At 71.8% G+C, this 19890-nt stretch carries 18 protein-coding genes and 1 pseudogene; 10 read left to right on the forward strand and 9 right to left on the reverse strand.

The features are described 5' to 3' along the window. The first annotated feature begins 148 nt into the window (after positions 1–148). Genes A6A25_RS24240 through A6A25_RS24250 form a run of 3 tightly spaced genes read left to right on the forward strand, consistent with a single transcriptional unit; the run spans position 149 to position 2078 of the window. The gene (locus A6A25_RS24240) at positions 149–517 is read left to right on the forward strand and encodes a DUF1048 domain-containing protein (RefSeq protein WP_073893514.1); all 369 of its coding nucleotides are present in this window, start codon (positions 149–151) and stop codon (positions 515–517) included. Continuing rightward, positions 514–1320, forward strand: coding sequence for an ABC transporter ATP-binding protein (locus A6A25_RS24245; protein ID WP_073893515.1), 807 nt, complete (start codon positions 514–516; stop codon positions 1318–1320). Before A6A25_RS24240 ends, A6A25_RS24245 begins: the two co-directional genes overlap by 4 nt. Beyond that, positions 1317–2078, forward strand: a complete 762-nt coding sequence (locus A6A25_RS24250) for an ABC transporter permease (protein WP_073893517.1) — start codon at positions 1317–1319, stop codon at positions 2076–2078. The genes A6A25_RS24245 and A6A25_RS24250 overlap by 4 nt, the downstream gene beginning before the upstream one ends. Before the next feature lie 69 nt (positions 2079–2147). On the opposite strand, the gene A6A25_RS24255 is transcribed toward A6A25_RS24250, so the two are convergent. Continuing rightward, positions 2148–2714: an EF-hand domain-containing protein gene (locus A6A25_RS24255; RefSeq protein WP_073893519.1), complete on the reverse strand. Its 567-nt coding sequence runs from the start codon at positions 2712–2714 to the stop codon at positions 2148–2150. Positions 2715–3030: 316 nt separating this feature from the next. Between A6A25_RS24255 and A6A25_RS24260 the strand changes: the two genes are divergently transcribed. Both A6A25_RS24260 and A6A25_RS24270 read left to right on the forward strand, forming a co-directional pair. Beyond that, positions 3031–4797: an ABC transporter ATP-binding protein gene (locus tag A6A25_RS24260; protein WP_073893521.1), complete on the forward strand. Its 1767-nt coding sequence runs from the start codon at positions 3031–3033 to the stop codon at positions 4795–4797. A 240-nt stretch (positions 4798–5037) separates the two neighbouring features. Further along, the gene (locus A6A25_RS24270; protein WP_073893522.1) at positions 5038–5946 is read left to right on the forward strand and encodes a hypothetical protein; all 909 of its coding nucleotides are present in this window, start codon (positions 5038–5040) and stop codon (positions 5944–5946) included. Here A6A25_RS24270 and A6A25_RS24275 read toward each other — a convergent pair. The 7 genes and pseudogenes from A6A25_RS24275 to A6A25_RS24300 all read right to left on the reverse strand — a co-directional run bounded on the left by A6A25_RS24275 (position 5924) and on the right by A6A25_RS24300 (position 11099). Beyond that, on the reverse strand, positions 5924–6424 hold the full coding sequence (locus A6A25_RS24275) for a hypothetical protein (RefSeq protein WP_073893524.1): 501 nt from the start codon (positions 6422–6424) through the stop codon (positions 5924–5926). The genes A6A25_RS24270 and A6A25_RS24275 overlap by 23 nt on opposite strands. Continuing rightward, complete coding sequence (locus tag A6A25_RS46430) at positions 6421–6552, reverse strand: hypothetical protein (RefSeq protein WP_274534336.1); 132 nt, start codon at positions 6550–6552, stop codon at positions 6421–6423. The genes A6A25_RS24275 and A6A25_RS46430 overlap by 4 nt, the downstream gene beginning before the upstream one ends. A gap of 179 nt (positions 6553–6731) precedes the next feature. Continuing rightward, positions 6732–7661, reverse strand: coding sequence for a fumarylacetoacetate hydrolase family protein (locus A6A25_RS24280; protein WP_073893525.1), 930 nt, complete (start codon positions 7659–7661; stop codon positions 6732–6734). Between the two features lie 3 nt (positions 7662–7664). Beyond that, positions 7665–8603, reverse strand: coding sequence for a VOC family protein (locus A6A25_RS24285; protein ID WP_073893527.1), 939 nt, complete (start codon positions 8601–8603; stop codon positions 7665–7667). Between the two features lie 37 nt (positions 8604–8640). Further along, a pseudogene (locus tag A6A25_RS46905) lies at positions 8641–9702 on the reverse strand (amidohydrolase family protein); the annotation flags it as partial. Positions 9703–9717: 15 nt separating this feature from the next. Beyond that, positions 9718–10692 (reverse strand): cyclase family protein, encoded by a 975-nt coding sequence (locus tag A6A25_RS24295; RefSeq protein ID WP_073893528.1) that lies wholly within the window; start codon positions 10690–10692, stop codon positions 9718–9720. After that, complete coding sequence (locus tag A6A25_RS24300) at positions 10575–11099, reverse strand: fumarylacetoacetate hydrolase family protein (protein ID WP_198932837.1); 525 nt, start codon at positions 11097–11099, stop codon at positions 10575–10577. Before A6A25_RS24300 ends, A6A25_RS24295 begins: the two co-directional genes overlap by 118 nt. A 79-nt stretch (positions 11100–11178) precedes the next feature. On the opposite strand from A6A25_RS24300, the gene A6A25_RS24305 reads away from it, so the two are divergent. Both A6A25_RS24305 and A6A25_RS24310 read left to right on the forward strand, forming a co-directional pair. Next, the gene (locus A6A25_RS24305) at positions 11179–12087 is read left to right on the forward strand and encodes a LysR family transcriptional regulator (protein WP_073893530.1); all 909 of its coding nucleotides are present in this window, start codon (positions 11179–11181) and stop codon (positions 12085–12087) included. A gap of 76 nt (positions 12088–12163) precedes the next feature. Next, positions 12164–14461 (forward strand): ATP-binding protein, encoded by a 2298-nt coding sequence (locus A6A25_RS24310; protein WP_073893531.1) that lies wholly within the window; start codon positions 12164–12166, stop codon positions 14459–14461. On the opposite strand, the gene A6A25_RS24315 is transcribed toward A6A25_RS24310, so the two are convergent. Further along, positions 14403–16661 carry an ATP-binding protein gene (locus tag A6A25_RS24315; protein WP_143193361.1) on the reverse strand — a complete coding sequence of 753 codons (2259 nt, stop codon included), beginning with the start codon at positions 16659–16661 and terminating at the stop codon, positions 14403–14405. The genes A6A25_RS24310 and A6A25_RS24315 overlap by 59 nt on opposite strands. A gap of 213 nt (positions 16662–16874) precedes the next feature. On the opposite strand from A6A25_RS24315, the gene A6A25_RS24320 reads away from it, so the two are divergent. The 3 genes from A6A25_RS24320 to A6A25_RS24330 all read left to right on the forward strand — a co-directional run bounded on the left by A6A25_RS24320 (position 16875) and on the right by A6A25_RS24330 (position 19846). After that, positions 16875–17888 carry a YwqJ-related putative deaminase gene (locus tag A6A25_RS24320; protein ID WP_073893534.1) on the forward strand — a complete coding sequence of 338 codons (1014 nt, stop codon included), beginning with the start codon at positions 16875–16877 and terminating at the stop codon, positions 17886–17888. Positions 17889–18053: 165 nt separating this feature from the next. Beyond that, positions 18054–19346 (forward strand): MFS transporter, encoded by a 1293-nt coding sequence (locus A6A25_RS24325; RefSeq protein ID WP_083668618.1) that lies wholly within the window; start codon positions 18054–18056, stop codon positions 19344–19346. 176 nt (positions 19347–19522) lie between these two features. Continuing rightward, positions 19523–19846 (forward strand): hypothetical protein, encoded by a 324-nt coding sequence (locus A6A25_RS24330; RefSeq protein WP_143193362.1) that lies wholly within the window; start codon positions 19523–19525, stop codon positions 19844–19846. Positions 19847–19890: the final 44 nt, after the last annotated feature.

Consider the following 19890-nt stretch of genomic DNA (forward strand, 5'->3'; position numbering starts at 1 on the left):
CGTGACTGCCCGGTGTCAGGACGGCCGCCGATGCTGGGCACTGTCACCAAGACACCGCCGGACGTGCGAATTTGCACCGGCAGCACTATTCAGTGATACTCAGTACCAGTAGTCAGCGGCACTAAGTAGCCGCAGAGGGGGAGCGACCGTGAACATCTCGGAACTCGCGTCGAAGGTGATCGGCGACAAGCGGCGATGGCGGGCGTACAAGGCACGCGTCCGACAGCTGCCCGAGCACCACCGCACGGCGGTCGAAGCGCTGGAGCGGTACCTGATGTACTTCGGGCCGTCGGACGGCGACAGCGCGGCCACGATGTACGAGGACCTGGCCGACCTGTTCGAACGGGCCGCGGCGGACGGGACGTCGATCCGCGAGATCGTCGGCGCGGACCCGGTGGAGTTCGTCGAGGCGTTCCTGCGGAACTACTCGAAGGGCGGGTGGATCACCCGGGAACGGGAACGGCTGGTCGCCGCCATCGAGCGCGCCGAAGGTGACGCCGGGGATGACCGCGCATGACCGCCCCATCGACCGCCGCGCCGGTGATCCACGTGCGCGGCCTGGAGAAGTCGTACAAGGCGCTGCACGTGCTGCGCGGCGTGGACTTCGACGTGGCGCGCGGCAGCATCTTCGCCCTGCTCGGCTCGAACGGGGCGGGCAAGACCACGGCCGTGAAGATCCTGTCCACGCTGCTCAAGGCCGACGCCGGGACGGCGAGCATCAACGGTTTCGACGTCGCCACGCAGGCGGCGAACGTGCGGGAGACGATCAGCCTCACCGGGCAGTTCGCCGCCGTGGACGAGATCCTCAGCGGACGCGAGAACCTCGTGCTCGTCGCCAGGCTTCGGCACCTGCGGAACCCCGGCCGGATCGCCGACGACCTGCTCGACCGCTTCTCGCTGACCGACGCGGCGGCGCGGAAGGTCGCGACGTACTCGGGTGGCATGCGCCGGCGGCTCGACATCGCGATGAGCCTCGTCGGCAACCCGCCGGTGATCTTCCTGGACGAGCCGACGACCGGGCTCGACCCCCAAGGGCGCATCGAGGTGTGGCAGGCCGTCAAGGAACTCGCCGCCCAGGGCACGACCGTGCTGCTCACGACGCAGTACCTGGACGAGGCCGAACAACTCGCCGACCGGATCGCGATCCTCCACGAGGGCCGGATCATCGTGAACGGCACCCTGAGCGAGCTCAAGCGGCTGCTGCCGCCCGCCGAGGTCGAGTACGTCGAGAAGCAGCCGACGCTCGAGGACGTCTTCCTCGCGCTCGTCGGCACCGACCGCGGGGAAGACACGCCTCGAACGAGTGAGGAAGGACGATGACCAAGCACTTCTTCGGCGACACCGCCGTCCTGCTGGGACGGTCCCTGCGCCACATCACGCGCAGCGCGGACACCATCATCACGACCGCGATCATGCCGATCGCCATGATGCTGCTGTTCGTCTACGTGTTCGGCGGCGCGATCGACACGGGGTCGGACCCGTACGTGCGGTACCTGCTGCCCGGCATCCTGCTCATCACGGTGGCCTCGGGCATCTCCTACACCGCGTTCCGGCTCTTCCTGGACATGAAGAGCGGCATCTTCGAACGCTTCCAGTCCATGCCGATCGCGCGGTCGTCGGTGCTGTGGGCGCACGTGGTGACCTCGCTGGTCGCCAACCTGATCTCGCTCGTGGTCGTCGTCGGTGTCGCCCTGCTCATGGGTTTCCGCTCGTCGGCGGGAGTGCCCGCGTGGCTGGCGGTCGCCGGGATCCTGATCCTGTTCACCCTGGCGCTGACGTGGCTCGCGGTCATCCCGGGCCTGTCGGCGAAGTCCGTGGACGGCGCGAGCGCGTTCTCCTACCCGCTCATCTTCCTGCCGTTCCTCAGCTCGGCCTTCGTGCCCACCGACACCATGCCGGGCCCGGTGCGCGCGTTCGCCGAGCACCAGCCGGTCACGTCGATCGTCAACGCCATCCGCGCCCTGTTCACCGAGCAGCCGGTCGGCGGCGACCTCTGGATCGCCCTCGCCTGGTGCGCCGGGCTGCTCGCCGTCGCGTACGTCTTCGCCACGGCCACCTACCGCCGCAAGATCTCCTAGAGGTGCGCGGTGTGCGGCGGCACCCACCACGGCATTCCGTGCCGTGGTGGGCTTCCCCGTGTCGACCGGTCAGTCCCCGTACGAGGACCGGCCCATCCACCAGTTGCCCGGCGCGTCGACGTCGTCACTGGACCAGAACTCGATGACCGCCCCGACGAACTCCTCGGTGGACAAGTAGCCGTCGCCGTCCCGGTCCAGGTGGGTGAACGCCTCGGTGATCTCGGCCTCGGTCAGCCCCGGGAAGTGGCCGCGCTGGAACTTCAGGAACTCGGCCGGACCGACCCGGCCGTCCCGGTCGATGTCGGCGACCGCCAGGAACGCCTCGGCCACCGCGCCGACCGTGGCCCGTGCCGCGTCGGGGTCGTCGGCGAGCGTGCGGGTGGAGGCCACGAACTGCTCGCGGGTGATGGCGTCGCCACCGCCGGGGATGTGCGGCTGGTGCAGGTCGCGCCAGATCCGCAGGTAGGCGTCGATGATCTCCTGCTCGGCCGGTGAGCCCGGCGGGTGCCCGATGGACTCGGCGACCCGCTTGCCCATGAGGACGTGGTCGTTCTCGGTGAGCCGACCGTCCCCGTCCACGTCGAGGTAGTCGAATCCGTGGCCGATCTTGGCGATCAGCAGATCAGGTGCGAGCACTGGTCCTCCGCTTCGGATTGTGACCGGGCCATGCTGGGCCCGCCGTCGCGGGGCTCACAACCGGAGAACGGGTGACAGGCCACACCCGGAAGTGGGGCGGTGTGGTGCCGGACGGTAAGCCGCGCCGACGTGGTGGCGACCACCGGACGTGACGGCGAACGCCCGCGGGTCCCAACGGCTGAGCACAGCGTTCCTCGCCCGTCGGCACGGCGATAGACTCCGTGGAAAGCGCTTACCTACGCAGAACGACCCGGTTCGACGACCGTCCGGGGTGAGTGGCCTGCCCAGGTCCCGGCGCTGAAGGGAGCACTCCGCGGTGACCTCGTCCGTCAACCCGCTCGGCCACCACGACCCCGGCGACCACGCGTTCCGCGCGCTCGGCCACCTGTTCCGACCGCACCGGTGGCGCCTGGGCCGGGCGCTGGCCGTGTTCGTCGTCAAGCACAGCCCGGTCTGGCTGCTGCCGCTGGTCACGGCCACCATCGTGGACACGGTGGTGCTGCGCCTGCCGCTCACCGGGATGTGGCTCGCCACCGGGGTGATCATGCTGATCCTGGTCGTCAACTACCCGCTGCACCTGCTCTACGTGCGCCTCCTGCACGGCAGCGTGCGCCGGGCGGGCACGGCGCTGCGCTCGGCCCTGTGCACCAGGTTGCAGGAGTTGTCCATCGGCTACCACAACCGGACCAGCGCGGGTGTGCTCCAGGCGAAGGTCGTCCGCGATGTCGAGACCATCGAGCAGATGGTGCAGCAGACCACCGACAGCGGGCTGGGCGCGGTGACGGTGCTGGTCGGCGGGTTGGCGGTGGTGGGCGTCCGGGCACCGCACTTCCTGCCGGTGCTGCTGGTGATCGTGCCGCTCGCGTCGTTGGTGGTGGTGCGCCTGCGGTCGAGCCTGCGCGACCACAACGAGGTGTTCCGCCAGGACGTGGAGCTGCTGGCCTCCCGGGTCAACGAGATGACGCGGCTGATCCCGGTGACCCGCGCGCACGGCCTGGAGGGCCACGCGCTGCGGCGGATGGACGACACCCTGCGCCGGGTGCTGGCCTCGGGGCTGCGGTTGGACCTGCTCAACGGCAGGGTCGCCTCGTTGTCGTGGGTGTTCCTCAACATCCTCGGCGTCGTCTTCCTGACCGCCGCCGCCCTGGTCGCCTACTTCGGCGTCCTGGGCATCACGGCCGGTGACGTGGTGATGCTCAGCGCCTTCCTGACCACGTCCACCACGTCCCTGGCCACCCTGATGAGCCTGGCGCCGGTGATCACCAAGGGGCTGGAGTCGATCCGCTCGGCGGGCGAGGTGCTGCGCGCACCCGCGCTGGAGGACAACGAGGACAAGGCCGAGGTTACCCGGGTCCGCGGCGCGGTGGAGTTCCAGTCGGTCGGGCACGCCTACGACGACGCCGGTCGGCCCGCGGTGCGCGACTTCACCCTCTCCGTCACCCCCGGCGAGACGATCGCGCTGGTCGGCCCTTCGGGTGCGGGCAAGTCCACCGCGCTCAACCTGCTCATCGGGTTCATCCGCCCCACCTCGGGCCGGATCCTCCTCGACGGCGTCGACCTGGCCGACCTCGACCTGCGCACCTACCGGCGGTTCATCTCGGTGGTGCCGCAGGAGCCGATCCTGTTCGACGGCACGGTCCGGGAGAACGTCGCCTTCGGCCTGCCCGACGCCGACGAGGCCGCGATCAGGGCGGCGCTGCGTGACGCCAACGCCCTGGAGTTCGTCGAACAGCTGCCCGACGGGCTCGACACCTCCGTGGCGGACCGCGGCGTCCGGCTGTCCGGTGGCCAACGCCAACGCCTCGTCATCGCCCGCGCGTTGCTGCGCGACCCCCGCCTGCTGATCCTCGACGAGGCGACGTCGGCGCTGGACACCCACTCCGAGTCCCTGATCCAGCAGGCACTCGCCAGGCTGGTGCACGGCCGGACCACGTTCGTGGTCGCCCATCGCCTGTCCACCATCCGTGACGCCGACCGCATCGTCGTCATGCGGGACGGCGCGCTCCAAGAGGTCGGCTCGCACGACGAGTTGCTGCGCCGTGGGGGCGCCTACGCGCAGCTGCACCTGGGCCGGTCGGCCTGACCTGGACTCGCGGGCCGGGTGCGGGCTCCAGTGCCCACCGCACCGCGGCCGGGGCGTAGTCCGGGCGGTGTTCGGCGTAAGCGCCCGCCGCCGCGCCGAACGACGAGGCGTGAAGCAGCCGCATGTCCCGTTCCACGCGGTCACGTTATTACGTGCGCGATGGCCGTTCCCGCGGTTCTGGGTTGGCCCGCAGCATCGCGGCGAGCGGCACCCGCCCGCGACCCGTACGCTGCTTGCCCTGTGACGACCGTCGGCGACCAGCGGGACGCGTTCATCAGCACCATGCTCCGCCACCTGGGTGAGGTGTGGTCCAGGAGGTCGTGGCCGGAGCTGTACGAGGACTTCCGCGAGAACCCCGAACTGCTCGCCGAGGGGGTTCGACGGGCCGCCGGGCGGATCGTGGACTGGATCGAGGACGACCCGTCGGCGGGCGTTCCCCTGGTGCGGGTGGAGGGTTCCGACGAACGGGTCGAGGCCGTGCCCGTGTTCCGGCACGCGGTCCGGCTGCTCGACTGCGCGCCCGTCGTCGTCCACCCCGAGTCGCCCGACGCGCACACGTCCGCCCTGCTGGGCCTGCTGAACGACCTGAGCCGGTCGGAGCTGACCGGGCTGCTGCTGGAGAACCCCGACCTGTACCGGGGTCCCGGCGCCGCCGCCGCGATCGACGCGTCGGGTGGTTTCGCCATGATGGACCCTGACGACGAGGCCGGAGCACACCACGCCATCAGCAAGGAGCTCCACCGGCGCTACCTGCGCGACCACCGACGTACCGACCTCGACCGGGCGATCGAGTGCGGCGAGCGGGCGCTGGCAGGCGTGTTCGACCGTACGTCCGCGCAGTGGCTGCAGGTGGCCGACGGGCTCGGCACCGCGCTGAAGGACCGCTTCCGGCTCATCGGCGATCCCGCCGACCTGGCACGCTCGCGGACCGTCCTCGCCGAGGCCGTCGAGGTCGCCGCCGCGCGCGGATCCACCGAGCTACCGCGCTACCAGCACCACCTCGGGCTGGCGCTCAAGTCGAGCTACGAGCTCAGCCCCACGTTGGCGTTCCTGACCGCGTCCGCGGACCTGCACCGGCGCAGCGTCGCGGCCACGCGCAGGTTCGACCGGTCGTGGCCGGTGCGGGTCATGTCCAGTAGCTGGAGATGACGATGGTGACCGCGACGGCGAGCACCAGCAGCGCGGAGGCCTGCGCGATCAGGCCGATGCCCACCCACCTGGCCTTGAACCGGTTGGCTCGGCGGAGCGTGTCCAGCGTCTTCAGCTGAACGGTCGCGACGTTGTTGCGGGCGTCGACCTCGTCGTCCTTCCAGTGACCGGTGGTCATCCGGTGCAGCGTCGGCACGGTCACCACGGCGTAGAGCCGGTTCCAGCCCGCGACGATGCCGCACGCGGCGGCACCGACGAACAGCACGAGCGCGACGCCGACCGCTGTCGACGCGGGCGTCGGCAGCCGCACCGCCGCCGGGGTCCGGACCAGCGCGGCGAGGCCGCCGAGCAGCGTCACGAGCGCACCCGACGTGGTGACGAGGGACTGGCCACGCCCGTCGAACGCCGTGCGCCGGTCCCGTTCCGCTTTCAGCTCACTCTCGATGAACGCCGTGTAGGTCTTGCCCTGATCGCTCATTCGTTCGGGTCGTGCGGGTCGTGCGGGTCGCTCCCGTCGCGGACGTGCTCCACTTCGAGCCACGTCTGGTCGGTGGGCGGGTCCTTGAGCGCGGGGTCCGGGGTGGTCTGCTGCGGATCGTCGGGCATCGGGAACCTCTTCAGGCAGTGGAGTCCGGGGACACGTGCGTTCTGAAGATCAGAAGATTAAGGCTTCGAGCGGCTCAGGCAAGGACCGGCACACCGGGCCACCCATGCGACGGTCGCCTGCCTGGGTGCACCTGGGCATCCCCGAGCGCGAAACCCCTCTACGGCGTCGGGTAACGCCGTCACGGTCTGGCGCGCGGCCGGAGGCGAGCGGGTGGTAGGGGGTGGACGGCAGCACCGGTGACCACGGTGGTGGTGAGCCGGCCGATGCCCTCGACGGTCAGGGTGACGGTGTCGCCCGGCCGCAGCGGGCGCCGCTCCGCTCCCCTGCCCCACAGCTCGGCCAGGCAGCCGCCGTTGCCGCAGGTGCCGGACCCGAGCACGTCACCGGGCCGCACGAGGGTGCCGCGCGAGGCGTAGGCGACCATCTCCTCGAACGTCCAGCTCATGTCGGACAGCAGGTCCGAGCCGACGACCACGCCGTTGACCTCGGCGGTCAGCGCCAAGCGCAGCAGGCCGTCCGCGCGGTACGGCTCCAGTTCGTCCGGCGTGACCAGCCAGGGACCGAGGGTGGTCGCGGTGTCCTTGCCCTTGCACGGGCCGAGGCCCACCGCCATCTCCGCGGTCTGCAGGTCGCGCGCGGACCAGTCGTTGAAGATCGTGTAGCCGGCGATGTGGTCGCGGGCCTGCTCGGAGGTGAGGTCGCGGCCCCCGCGGGAGATGACGGCCGCGACCTCCAGCTCGAAGTCCAGCGCCGTCGAGCCGGGCGGCACGGGCACGTCGTCGTGCGGGCCGATGACCGCGTAGGGGTTGCCGAAGTAGAACGTCGGCGCGGCGTACCACCGCTGCGGCACCCCGGCGACGCCGCGCATGCCCTCGACGTGCTCCTCGAACGTCACGAAGTCGCGCACGGTCGGCGGCTGGAGCGGCGCGAGCAGCCGCACGGCCGAGACGTGCGGTCCGGGCGGGCCGTCCAGCGCGGCGGCACCGACGGCGGGCAGGTCGTCCAGGACGTCGGTCAGCGAGGCCGCGTCGACCGGGTGCAGCAGGTCGGACGCGTCGAGCACGCCGACCCGGCGCCGTCCGTCGTGGTGGTAGGTGGCGAACCGCATGGGTCACACCGGCGGTGCGACGAAGCAGCCGCGGTCCGGGTTGTTGAACGACTCGCGCGCCACCAGCTCGTTCATCGGGTTGGCGGTGCCCCACTGGTCGCTGACCTCGGGCTGGGAGAGGTCGTAGACGTGCGGGTGCCAGGAGTCCTCGTCCAGCAGTTCCAGCTCGGTGGTGTACTCGACGGTGTTGCCGTGGGGGTCGAGGAAGTACGAGAACGTGTTGTCGCCCGCGAGGTGGCGGCCCGGTCCCCAGATCTTGCGCACGCCGGCGCGCAGCAGCCTCCCGGTGCCGCGCATGTACTCGTCCACGCCGCGCATCTCGAACGAGATGTGGTGCAAGGCGGTGTGCGGGCCCTTGGCCAGCGCGAGGCTGTGGTGCTGCGGGTTGACGCGCATGAAGTGCATGAGCTCACCCATGTGCGGCGAGGTGAGGGTGTCCGAGAGCGCGAACGACAGGTGCTGCTCGTACCAGGCCCTGGTGCGGTTGAGGTCGGGCGAGTTGAGCACCACGTGCGAGAGCCGGACGGGGATGGCCTCCTTCTCCTCGATGGGGCGGTGCTCCCGCACCGCCACGTCGGCGGAGACCTCGACCGTGCGGCCGTCGACGTCGAAGAACCGGAAGCCGTAGCCGCCACCGAGCGTGCCGAGCTCGTCCGGGGTGCTGATCAGGTGCACGCCCCCGGCGATGAGCCGCTCGGCGAGCGCGTCCACGTCCGCCGCACTGGCCGCCCCGAACGCCACGAGGTCCAGCCGCTTCTCGTCGGCCTTGCGCAGCCGCACCACGTACTGCTCGGGTGAGCCCTCGGCGGCCAGGAAGCTCAGGCCCGAGTCGTTCGCGACCTCGGTCAGGCCCCAGACGCCCGCGTAGAACTCCAGCTGCTTGTCGTAGTCGGGCACGGCGAGGTCGACGTGCCGCAGGTGGGTGAGCAATCGGTGGGTCACCGGGTCTCCTCCAGGGTGAGCAGGGCGGCCGCGTTGCCGCCGTGCACCCGAAGGGGTGCAGGAACACGATCGCGCCGGTCTCGGCGGCCAGCTCCCAGAACGGCTCGTAGGCCGGGTCGGACAGCTCGCGGCCGGGCGCGTGGCTGCCGATCTCGACACCGGCCAGCCCTTCGCCCACCGCGTGGTCCAGCGCCCGCACGACCAGCTCCGGGTGCTGGAGCGGGACCAGCCCCAGGCCGCGCAGCCGTTCCGGGGCGTGCGCGCAGTGCTCGGCGGTGGCGGTGTTGGCCGTTTCGGACACCGCGCGGGCGAGGCCGTGGTCGGCCCAGTAGTGGTAGTGCGACGGCGACGGGCTCACCAGCTGCACGTCCACGCCCGCGCGGTCCATCGCGGCCAGCCGCTGCGCCACGTCGGTCAGCGGCCCGAGCCGGTCGCGGACCATCGCGCCGCTGACCGCCAGCGCGTCGGGGCCGTTGCGGCGGGCGTCGAGTGCGCGGGCGGCGGCGTGCCCGGGGTGGTCGACGACGAGCCGGTCCACTTCGGGCAGCAGCACGTGCGCGTGCACGTCCACGGTCGGTGGCCGGTCCTCGACGCCGATCAGCCCGCGGGTGGCGGAGTTGAGGCCGTCCGCGCCGACGACCAGGTCGTACCGGCCGGTCGAGCCGTCGGCGAAGGTGACGTCCACGCCGTCCTCGTCCTGATCCAGCGAGGTGGCCGTGAGGCCGAGCCGGACCGAAGCACCGGACGCGCGCACGGCGTCGATGAGGATCCGCTGGAGCCTCGGCCGCTGCATGCCGACGGTGCCGGGCAGGTTGGCACCACCGATCCGGGCGGCGGGGTGCACGGCCACCACGGCGCCGGTCGGGGCGAGGAGGCTCAGTCGGTCGAACGGGAACCCGTGCCGCAGCACGTCGTCCAGCACACTTACCTCGCGCAGCACGCGCAGGGCGTTGCCCTGGAGGGTGATGCCGGAGCCCGCGGTGGCGTTCCAGTCGGGCTTGGCCTCCACGAGGTCCACGGCGTGTCCGGCACGGCGCAGGAGCACGGTCAGGGCGTTGCCGGCGGTGCCACCGCCGAGGACGAGCACGGTCCGGTTCATCGCTTCTCCTGGCGGTTACTTGACGGCGACGGGGTTGACCGGCGAGCCGACGGCTCCGGTGATGGGCAGCGGTGCGGCGGTCAACCAGAACTCGTGCACGCCGTCGGCGGCGCAGTCCTCGGCCAGCGCGTCCAGGTCCCACATCTCGCCCACGAGCAGCCCGATGTGCGGGATGACGACCTGGTGCAGCGGCTGGAAGGCGTGGTCGAACTCGTTGGGCCGCACCTCGAAGCCCCACGTGTCGGTGGCGATCGCGGCGATCTCGGTGCGGTGCAACCAGGGCGCCGTGGTGAACGACAGGCCCGGCGCGGGCCCGCCCGCGTAATCACCCCAACCGTCACGCCTGGCCCGGGTCAGCTGCCCGGTGCGGACCAGCACGATGTCGCCGCGGCCCACATCCACGCCGTGCGCCCGTGCGGCTTCGACGAGGTGGGTTTCGGTGATGGCGAAGCCGTCGGGCAGTTCGCCACAACCGACGACGCGGCCGACGTCGAGCAGCACGGCGCGACCGGCGACGTGCGCGGCCAGGTGCTCGATACCGGTGACCAGGTCGCCCTCGGAGGTGACGGTGGTGGCCGCGTCACGGCCGTTCCACGCCTTGCCGTGGTCGAAGATGTGGCCGAGGCCGTCCCACTGGGTCGAGCACTGCAACGGCATCGCGATCACGTCGTCCGCGCCGCCGATGCCGTGCGGGAAGCCCTGGAGCCCGGCCGCCGCGTCCGTGCCGGTGTCGAGCATCGTGTGGACGGGGTTGGTACGCCGCCGCCAACCCTTCTGCGGGCCGTGCACGTCGAACCGCTGCGACAACGAGAAGCGCGTCCCGCGCCGGATCAGCGCGGCACCTTCACGGCGCTTGGCCTCGGTGACGAAGTTCAGCGTGCCGAGCACGTCGTCGGCGCCCCAGCGGCCCCAGTTCGAGCACGTGCGGGCGGCTTCGGCGATCGCGCCCTCGGGGTCGGTGCGGTTCGCGCCCGCTCCTCCGCGACGCACCGGGTGCGCTGGACGCCCAGGCCGGTGATGGTCGACTCCATCACGTCCCCGTCGCGCAGCAGCCGTCCGTGGTGCATCCCGTTGCCCGCCGGGGAACCGGTCAGCACGAGGTCACCGGGCAGCAGGGTGGTGGTCTGCGAGGCGTAGGAGACCATGCGGGCGACGTCGAAGATCATGTCCTCGGTCGACTCGTCCTGCATGGTCTCGCCGTTGAGCTTGAGCGTGAGGCGCAGGTCCGACGGGTCGCCGACGAACTCGGCGGGCACCAGGTACGGGCCGAGCGGGGTGAAGCCGGGCGCGTTCTTCGAGCGCAGCCAGTCGGTGCCGATCTCCCGCATGTCGGGCCGGAAGACCAGGTCGCGGGCCGTGAGGTCGTTGGCGATGGTGTAACCGGCGACGTGCCGCAACGCCTGCTCGGGTCAAAGGATCACGGAAATGAATGTTCGTGATGCTTTGCATCCACACCGTGGATAGCGGGAGGCGTCGGTGAACCTGTCCAACCTCGATCTGAACCTGGTGGTCGCGCTGCGCGCCCTGCTGGAGGAGCGCAACGTCACCAGAGCCGGGCAACGCATCGGCGTGACCCAGCCCGCGATGAGCGCGGCCCTCGCGCGCCTGCGCCGCCACTTCGACGACCCGCTGCTGTCCCGCACCGGCTTCCAGTACGAGCCAACCCCGCTGGGCGCGGTCCTGCGCGACCGCGCCGCCACGGCCTGCGACGTGCTGGAGCGCGTGTTCAGCAGCCAGGCCGACTTCGACCCCCGCACCGACACCCGCGAGTTCACGCTGATCTCGTCCGATTACGGCGCCGCGGTGTTCGGCGTCGCCCTGGCCCGCGAGCTGCACGAGGTCGCGCCCGGCGTCCACCTGACGCTCCGGCAGACCTCGCCGTCGATGCTGGAGAACCCGGGTGCCCTGCTGAGCACCGTGGACGGCCTGCTGCTCCCCCACGGCGTCCTCGACGGCTTCCCCGCGGTCGAGCTGTTCACCGACCGGTGGGTGTGCCTGGTCGCCGACGACCACCCGGAGGTGGGCGACGAGCTCACCCTCGACGACCTCGCCCGCCTGCCGTGGGCGGTGTACCAGCGCACTTACGACGCCCCGGTGACCCGGCAGTTGAGCATGCTGGGCATCAGCCCGGAGGTCGACGTGTCCGTGTCCTCGTTCCACTTGCCGCCCCCGCTGGTCGCCGGCACCAGGCGCGTCGCCTTGGCCCAGCAACGCCTGGTCGAGCGCTTCCCCGCGCCCGGCGTGCGCACGCTGCCCTGCCCGTTCCCCGCCGTGCCGCTGCAGGAGGCGCTGTGGTGGCACCCGGTGCACACGCAGGACGCCGGTCACCTCTGGCTGCGCGAAGCGGCCGAACGGGTCGGCCGCCGCATCGACGCCGGTGCGTGACGACGTGGTGGCCGACCCGCCGCCCGGTTAGGCTGAACGGCGTAGTGCGGCTGGGTGTCGTGGGAGGGGGACACCGATGGGGTCGGTGCCGCGCCGGACCGGCGGTCGCCTGCCCGCCGAGATGACGAGCTTCGTCGGACGCAGGCACGAACTCGCCGAGGTGCGCCGGGCGCTCGGCGACGGGCGGTTGGTGACGCTGACCGGCATGGGCGGCGTGGGCAAGACCCGGCTGGCGCTGCGCGCGGCGGCGGGGCTGGGGCAGGCGTTCCCCGACGGCGTCCGGCTGGTCGAACTCGGCGAGGTGCGCGACCCGGAGGCCGTGGTCGGCGAGGTGGCGTCGGTGTTCGGCCTGGACACCGACGCGCGGCAACCCTGGGCGGCGCTCACCTCCGTCCTGGCCGACCGGCGGGTGCTGCTGGTGCTGGACAACTGCGAGCACCTGCTGGACGCGTGCGCCGTGGCGGCCGACCGGTTGTCGTCGGCGTCGGGCGGTCTGCGCATCCTCGCCACCAGCAGGCAACCGCTCGGCATCCCGGGCGAACGCGTGCTGACCGTGGCGCCGCTGGCCATCCCGGCGTCGGCCGGCCCGCTCACGCCCGACATGCTCGGCCAGTACGACGGCGTCACGCTGTTCCTCGACCGCGCGAACGCGACCGTGCCCGGCTTCACCGCCACCGAGGACAACTGCGGCCTGGTGGTGGCGCTGTGCCGCCGACTGGACGGGATACCGCTGGCCATCGAACTCGCCGCCGCCCGCCTGCGCGCGTTCTCGCTCGGGCAGGTCCTGGACCGGCTCACCGACCGCTACGCGTTGTTGACCACGGGGAACCGGTCGGCGCCGCGGCGGCAGCGGACGCTGCAGGCGTTGATCGAGTGGAGCTACCACCTGTGCACCCCGCGGGAGCGCGCGGTGTGGGCCCGGCTGTCCGTGTTCGCGGGAGGGTTCGACCTGGCGGCGGCCGAGGCGGTGGCAGCCGAGGGCGACGTCGCGGACCTGGTGGCCGGGTTGGTCGAGAAGTCGGTCGTCGGCCGGGCCGAGGTGGACGGCCGCACCAGGTTCCGGATGCTGGAGACGATCCGCCGGTACGGCCACGACCGGCTGGTGGAGACCGGTGAGCGGGCCGCGGTGGTGCGCCGGCACCGGGACTGGTTCACCCGGCTGGCGGCCGAGGCGGAGGCCGGGTGGGCGGGCCCGGAGCACTTCACCTGGTACCGGCGGGTGCACGCCGAGCGGCCGAACCTGCGGCTGGCGCTGGACTCCTGGCTGGACGAGGAGGGCGAGCGGCAGGCCGCGCTCGACCTCGTCGCGTCGCTGTGCGCGCACCGCCGGGTGTGCAGTTCGCTGGGCGAGGGGCGCCGGTGGCTCGATCGGGCGTTGGCCCGCGCGCCGGAACCCACGCCGGCGCGGGCGAAGGCGCTGTGGGTCTCCGCGTGGCTCGCCCTGTTGCAGGGCGACTGCCCGGCCGCCCGGGTGCTGCTGCACGAGTGCCGCGAGATCGCGCGGCACGTCGACGACGCGTCGGCGTTGGCGCACGTGAGCCAGTTCTCGGCGCTCGCCGACCTGTTCGAGGGCGACTTCGCGGGTGCGATCGCCGGGTTCCGGGACGCGATCCGGCGGCACCAGGAGGTCGGCGACGTCAACGGTGTCCGGTTCTCGACGCTGCAGCAGATCATGGCACTGAGCTTCGCGGGCGACCCGGCGGCCGCGGAGGAGATCCGCCGGGTCAAGGCCCTGCTCCGCACCGCACCGTCACTGGTCGTTTACGGCTACCTGTCGTGGTGCGAGGCGGTGGAGAGGTTCGTGCGCCGCGATCGCGACCGGGCCGCCGAAGCGGCCTTCCCCGCGTTGCGGATCGCGGCCGACACGGGTGAGCGCTGGCTGGTCGCGCTGTGCCTGGAGACCTTGGCCTGGATCGCCGCCGACGCGGGCGGGCACGAGCGCGCGGCCAGGGTGCTCGGCGCCGCGGAGTCCCTGCGGCAGGCGATCGGCAGCGACCTGTCCGGGCTCGCATACCTGCGCGCACACCACGACGCCTGCGAGCGGGCGGCACGGTCGGCCCTGGGTGACGAGCGGTTCGAGGCCGCCTACCGGGTCGGCGTGACGATGAAGGAGGACCAGGTGGTCTCCTACGCCGTGCCGGAGCCCCGCGAGGGCGGCGCCACCCGCCGGGACGCCTCGCCGCTGACCCCGCGGGAACGGGAGGTCGCCGACCTGGTGGCACGGGGGCTGGGCAACCAGCAGATCGCCGAGTCGCTCGTCGTCGCGCGCCGCACGGCCGAGACGCACGTGGCCAACATCATGACCAAGCTCGGCTTCACGACCCGCGCGCAGATCGCCGCCTGGGTCGCGGAACGTCCGGGTGTCCGGACGTGAACCACGCGGCGATCCGGGCGCGGCGGGTGAACCCGAGTTTCGCCATGACGTGCTCGACGTGGGTCTCCACCGTCCGCCTCGAGATGCCCAGGACCTCGCCGATGGCCTGGTTCGTCAGCCCGTCGGAGATCAACTCGGCGACCTCGTGCTCCCGTGGCGTCAACCGGGGCTGGTGCGCGGACGCGGCGGGGTCCGGTGCGCCCGTCGCGCAGTCGACGGCGTGGTCGAGCTCTTCGCCGGAGCGGACGGCGGCCGAGAACCGCTCGTCGCCGAGGAACCGCCGCAGATCCGCCGCGACGGTGTCGTGCGGGTCGAGGCCGCCGCCGACGAACGGCCCGCGCACGCCCAGCCGGTGCCGGAGCGTTCGGGCGCACCCGAGCAACCGCGCCGCACGGGTGTAGTCCCGCCGCGCACACGCGCTCTGGACCAGACCGTCGAAGCACACCGCGATCCACCACGCCTCGCCGCTGTCCCGCAGTTCGGCCAGTGCCCGACCGAACAGCTCCTCGGCCTGGTCGGTGGTGTGGTCGCGCAACCTCTCCAGACCGGCCAGAACGGACCGCAGCGGACGCCGGCACGCGTCGTTCGCGGGTTCGTCGCGGTCGATCCACGAGGTGACGCGCCGCAGCGCCCGACCGTCGTCCGCCTGCCAGGCCAGCACCGCGGTGATCCGGGCGCACTGGCGCAGCCCGAACCGGTCACCCGCGTGGGCGGGCAGGGCGTCGGCCAGCAGGTCCAGTGCCGTCGCCAGGTCACCGGACGCCGCGGCCCGCAACGCGTCGCACTCCGCCACGTAAGCCGCGGTGACCTGGTCGCCCAGGCCGCGCACGATCCACCGGCACTCCTGCGTAGTGTCGTCTTCGAGACCCGCGGCCAAGGCGCGCACGGAGGCGGCCCACAGCGCGTTCGCCCTGGCCCGGGTCGGTGCCGGACAGTTGCGCAACGCCTCGCGAAGTCGTGGCCCGGACGCCTCCGGCCGCACGGGGACCAGGTACAGCAGGGTGCCGAGGCCGAGCACGTCGTCCTCGTGCCCGGGCTGACCCGTGAGGTGCGCGGCGGCCGCGGCGAGGTTGTCGTGCTCACGCCGCACAGTGGCGTGGACGGCCGGTATCCCCTCCGCGTGGAGCTGCCGGGTCAACCGCCGACCGAGCGCCGCGAAGTGCTCCGCGTGACGTTGCCGGTAGTTCCGGTCGTCCGACAGCCGTCCCGCTCCGTACTGGCGGGTGGGTTCCGGCAGTGCGTAGTGGTCACCCACCCTGATCACCACTGACTTCTCGACCAGTCCGGCGAGCAGGTCGAGCACGTCGGGGGCGGCGATGCCGGCCCCGGTGCAGACCGACTCGGCCGCGGTGAGGTCGAACCCGCCCGTGAACACCGACAGCCGGGCCCACAGCTCACGTTCGGGCGGGGTGCACAGCGCGAGGCTCCAGTCGTCGAGCGCGGTGAGCGAGCGCTGTCGGGGGTGTGCGACCCGGCTGCCGACGGTGAGCAGCCGGTGCTGGTCGTCCAGCCTGCCCAGCAGTTCGGACAGCGACAGGGCGCGCAGCCGGGTCGCGGCCAGTTCGATCGCCAGCGGCAGCCCGCCGAGGCGGGCGCAGATCTCCGCCACGGTGGCCGCCGTGTCCCGGGTGAGCGAGAAGCCGGGCACGGCCGAACCGGCGCGGTCCACGAACAGCCTGACCGCGTCGGAGCCCTCGACGGCGCGCGGTGACGAGGTCGACGGGTCGGGTGTGCTTAGCGGCGGCACGTCGAGCACGTGCTCGCCCAGCACGCCGAGCGGTTGGCGGCTGGTCGACACGATCCGGGTGTCCGGCGCCAGCGTGAGCAGTCCGGTGGTGAACTCGGCGCACGCCTCCAGCACGTGCTCGCAGGTGTCCAGGACCAGCAGGGCGTCCACCGGCGGAGCGGTACCGAGCGCCGTCGACACCGCACGACCGATGCCTTCTCCCCCGCCGAGCGAGGCGGCGTCGAACGGCGCCAGGTCGATCAGCCACACGCCTGCGGGGAAGGACCGCGCCACCTCCTCACCCAGGCGCACGGCCAAGCGCGTCTTGCCGACGCCACCCGTGCCGACGAGGGTCAGGAGCCGGTGCTCACGCAGGATCCGGCGGCCTTCGCCGAGTTCCCGTTCCCGTCCGACGAAGCTCGTGGTCGCCACCGGCAGGTTGCCGACCCGTCGTCGTGCCCGGCTCCTCGGCATCACCCGCTCCCCACGTCGCGGCCCCGTCCAGACTGTCCCACCGCGCGCGCGGCCCCGCAGCGCGTCCCGGCTACGTACGCGCATCCGTGGAACTCCCGATCCGGGACGGCCACCGACCGCCCATCCTCGGGGAACATCACCCGCACCCGAGCAGGAGGACGGATGCCGCGAACGAGGAAACAGCAAGTGGCCGAATTCAGGAGAAAACAGGAAGTGGCCGAATTCAGAGCGGGCGAGGGCAGGACGGTCCGGGAGTTCGTCGAAGCCGCCCAAAAGTCCTGGGCGAACTCCTTCCGGCGGCAGGCGCAGGACCTCAACCACCTGAAGCAGAGTCGCCGCGCGGACCCGGGCGAGCTGCGGCGCAGGGCGGCGGAACTCGCGGAGGCCAAGTACTGGCGCGACAACCCACCCACCCGGGCGTTCCGGGCGAACGACACCCTCCAAGGCGTCGGGAAGCACGTCCTGGCCGACCGGCTCCTCGACGGTTCGATCGCGCTGGCGAAAACCCCCATCGAAAACATGACGGAAGGCGTGCCGGGGGTGCAGGACCCCGGGATGGCCTCGACGATCGCCTACGGCAACCGCCGGTACCACAACGAGGGCACCATGCCCAGGGGACCGGCGAACTTCGAGGTCCGCGAGGCCCTGTCGCAGAAGAACAGCGACAGCACGAGGGCCAAGTTGGACGTGCACCCCTTGGTGGTCGAGGTGCTGGACTTCGTCCAGCCGGGTGACCGGAGCCACGGGCACGGCCGGTGCGCCGAGATCGTGGCCATCTCCGATCTCGTGTGGTCGATCGACCCCCACCGCCTGCTGCACGGCGCGGAGGGCCTCAAGAAGGTCCAACGTGAATTCGAGCGCCGCGCGGTCGTCACCGCTGCCCACCTGCGGGACAACCCCCGCCAGGCGAAGACGGAGCAGGAGAAGAGGAAGGCCGGGCCGCGCAGGCCGGACCCCGACGAGTTCCCGAACCAGAAAGAGGCCGTGGCGCCGTGCAAGACCTGCGCCAGGGTCGCGCGGACGCTGTGCATCGCGACCGTGCCACCGTGGCCCGTCGACCGGGTCAGCCCCGCGCGGCCCGGGCTGCGGAATCGCCTCGACCACCTCCGGACCGCGGTGCGGCAACCGCAGTCCGTGCGGGACCCGAAGCAGGAGGTCGACCCCGCCCGCCGCCGCAGGGTGACCTTCGCCCACTCCCCCACGATGATCCGCCCGACCCTCACCTGAAACGCCGGTGGCACCGGCCCGGGCACGGTCCCGGGCCGGTGCCTCGTGCGTGGTCCGATCCGAAGTGACGACACCTTCGGGTGAACGTGGCCACGGGTCGGCGCAGCACCGGGACAGTGCGGACACGATGACGTAAGTCGCCCGACTGCGGGGTGGTGATCACCCATGGCGATGACGACGGCGGGCGAACCCGGTCCGGCACCCGCGCCTCGACCCGGCACACCGCACGGGCGGTGGAGGTCGGTGTGGACGCTCGGTGGCGTCGCGGTCCTCGACACCGCCGAGACGAGCGCGATCGCCGTGCTGTTCCCGGCCATCCGGCAGACCTTCGGCCTGTCGCTGAGCGCGCTGGGCCTGCTGGGCGCCATCGTGAAGCTGGCCGGTGTGGTGTTCGGTCCGTTCTGGGTCTGGGTGGCCAGGCGGACCAGCCGCAAGGGCGTGCTGGTCGTCGCCTGCGGGCTGTGGAGCGGCTGGGGCGTGGCGGCGGGCTTCGCGCAGAGCTTCACCCAGCTGCTGGTGCTCTACGCGGTGCTCGCGGTCGGCTGCGCGGCCGCCGACCCGATCGTCAACGACGTCGTCGGCGACCTGTTCGGTGACCGGGCGCGCGGTCGTGCGGCGGGCGGTCTCTACGCGTTGCTGGTGCTGGGCAGCACGGCGCTCCTGCCCACGATCGGCCAGCTCACCCGGTTGCCCGACGGGTGGCGGATCGGCCTGTGGGTGCTGAGCGGTCTGGGCGTGCTGTCCGGCTTGGCGTTGCTGCTGTTCTTCGAGGAACCGCCCGTCGGCGGCAAGCGGCCCGTCACCCGGGCGGGTGACGGCACGTGGCAAGCCGTCCGCACGGTGCTGAAGGTGCCGACGTTCCGGCTGATGCTGGGGTCGCGGCTGCTGTCCGGGCATCTGCTGGTGCTGTCGTTCGGCGTGGTGTACCTGGTCGACGAGCACCACTTCGACAACGCCACGGCCGCGCTGGTGATCCTGCCGTTCGGTCTCGGGTACGTCGTGGGCGCGCTGACCGGCGGGGTGGTGGGTGATCGCCGACACGCCCGCGATCCGCGCTCCGGTCGGATCAAGGTCCTGCAACTGGCACAGGTGTCGTTCGCCGTCGTGGCGTTCTTCGGCACCCAGTTCGACTGGGGCGGCATCGGCGTGTTCGCGGTCTTCTTCGCCGGCATGGGTTTCCTGCAGGGCGTCAACCCCGGCGTCAACCGGCCGATCGTCATGGCGGTCGTACCGGCGCGGGCGCGCGGCGTGGCCTTCGCGATGTACCTGTCGGTGTTCGAGGGGCTGGTGTGGGCGACCTACCAGGTCGGCGGGGGTTACCTGGGTGACGTCTTCGGGCTGGAAGCGGTCTTCCTGGTCGGCGTGGTCGGTCTCATGCTCGTGAACGCGGCGTACCTCACCCTGCTGTACCGCTGCTACCCGCGTGACGCGGCCCGTGCGCGGGACGACGCGGGGTGACGTTGCGTCACCTCGGCCGGTGTGCGGTCACCTGAGCGTGACACCCGGTCGGAACCTACGTACTCGTCTCGGTATTGCTCCCGTGCTGCGCGGTTCTTCGCGGTGGTGTCGTGGTGCCCGTTCACCGCGCACAACACGCGCACCAGGCCACACGAAGCTCGCAGAAGGAGCCGATGATGCCGACGAACCTCACCGCACGTGGTCCGATCCCGTTCCGCACCGACATGGAGAACCCCCTGGAGGGTGTCTCGCCGAACTTCGACCTCCTCGGCAGCGGAGTGATCACCATCGTCGCGATCCTGTGGGGACTGTGCTTCCTGGGTGCCGCCCTCTTCCTCGCGAAGGGTTTCCTCCAGTACGCCGCCGCGAAGAAGCAGGGCATGGTCGAGAACGTGGGCGAGGCCGCCAAGGAGGTCAAGCAGGCCCTGGTCGCCGTCGCGGGCCTGGTCGCCCTCCCGGCCATCGTCGGGCTCGTCATCACCGTCATGGGCCAGGTCTAGGGCGTGTCTCCAAATCTTCGGCCTGGTAGTAGGTCATGATTGGC

Source organism: Saccharothrix sp. CB00851 (assembly GCF_001905065.1).
Lineage (GTDB): Bacteria > Actinomycetota > Actinomycetes > Mycobacteriales > Pseudonocardiaceae > Actinosynnema.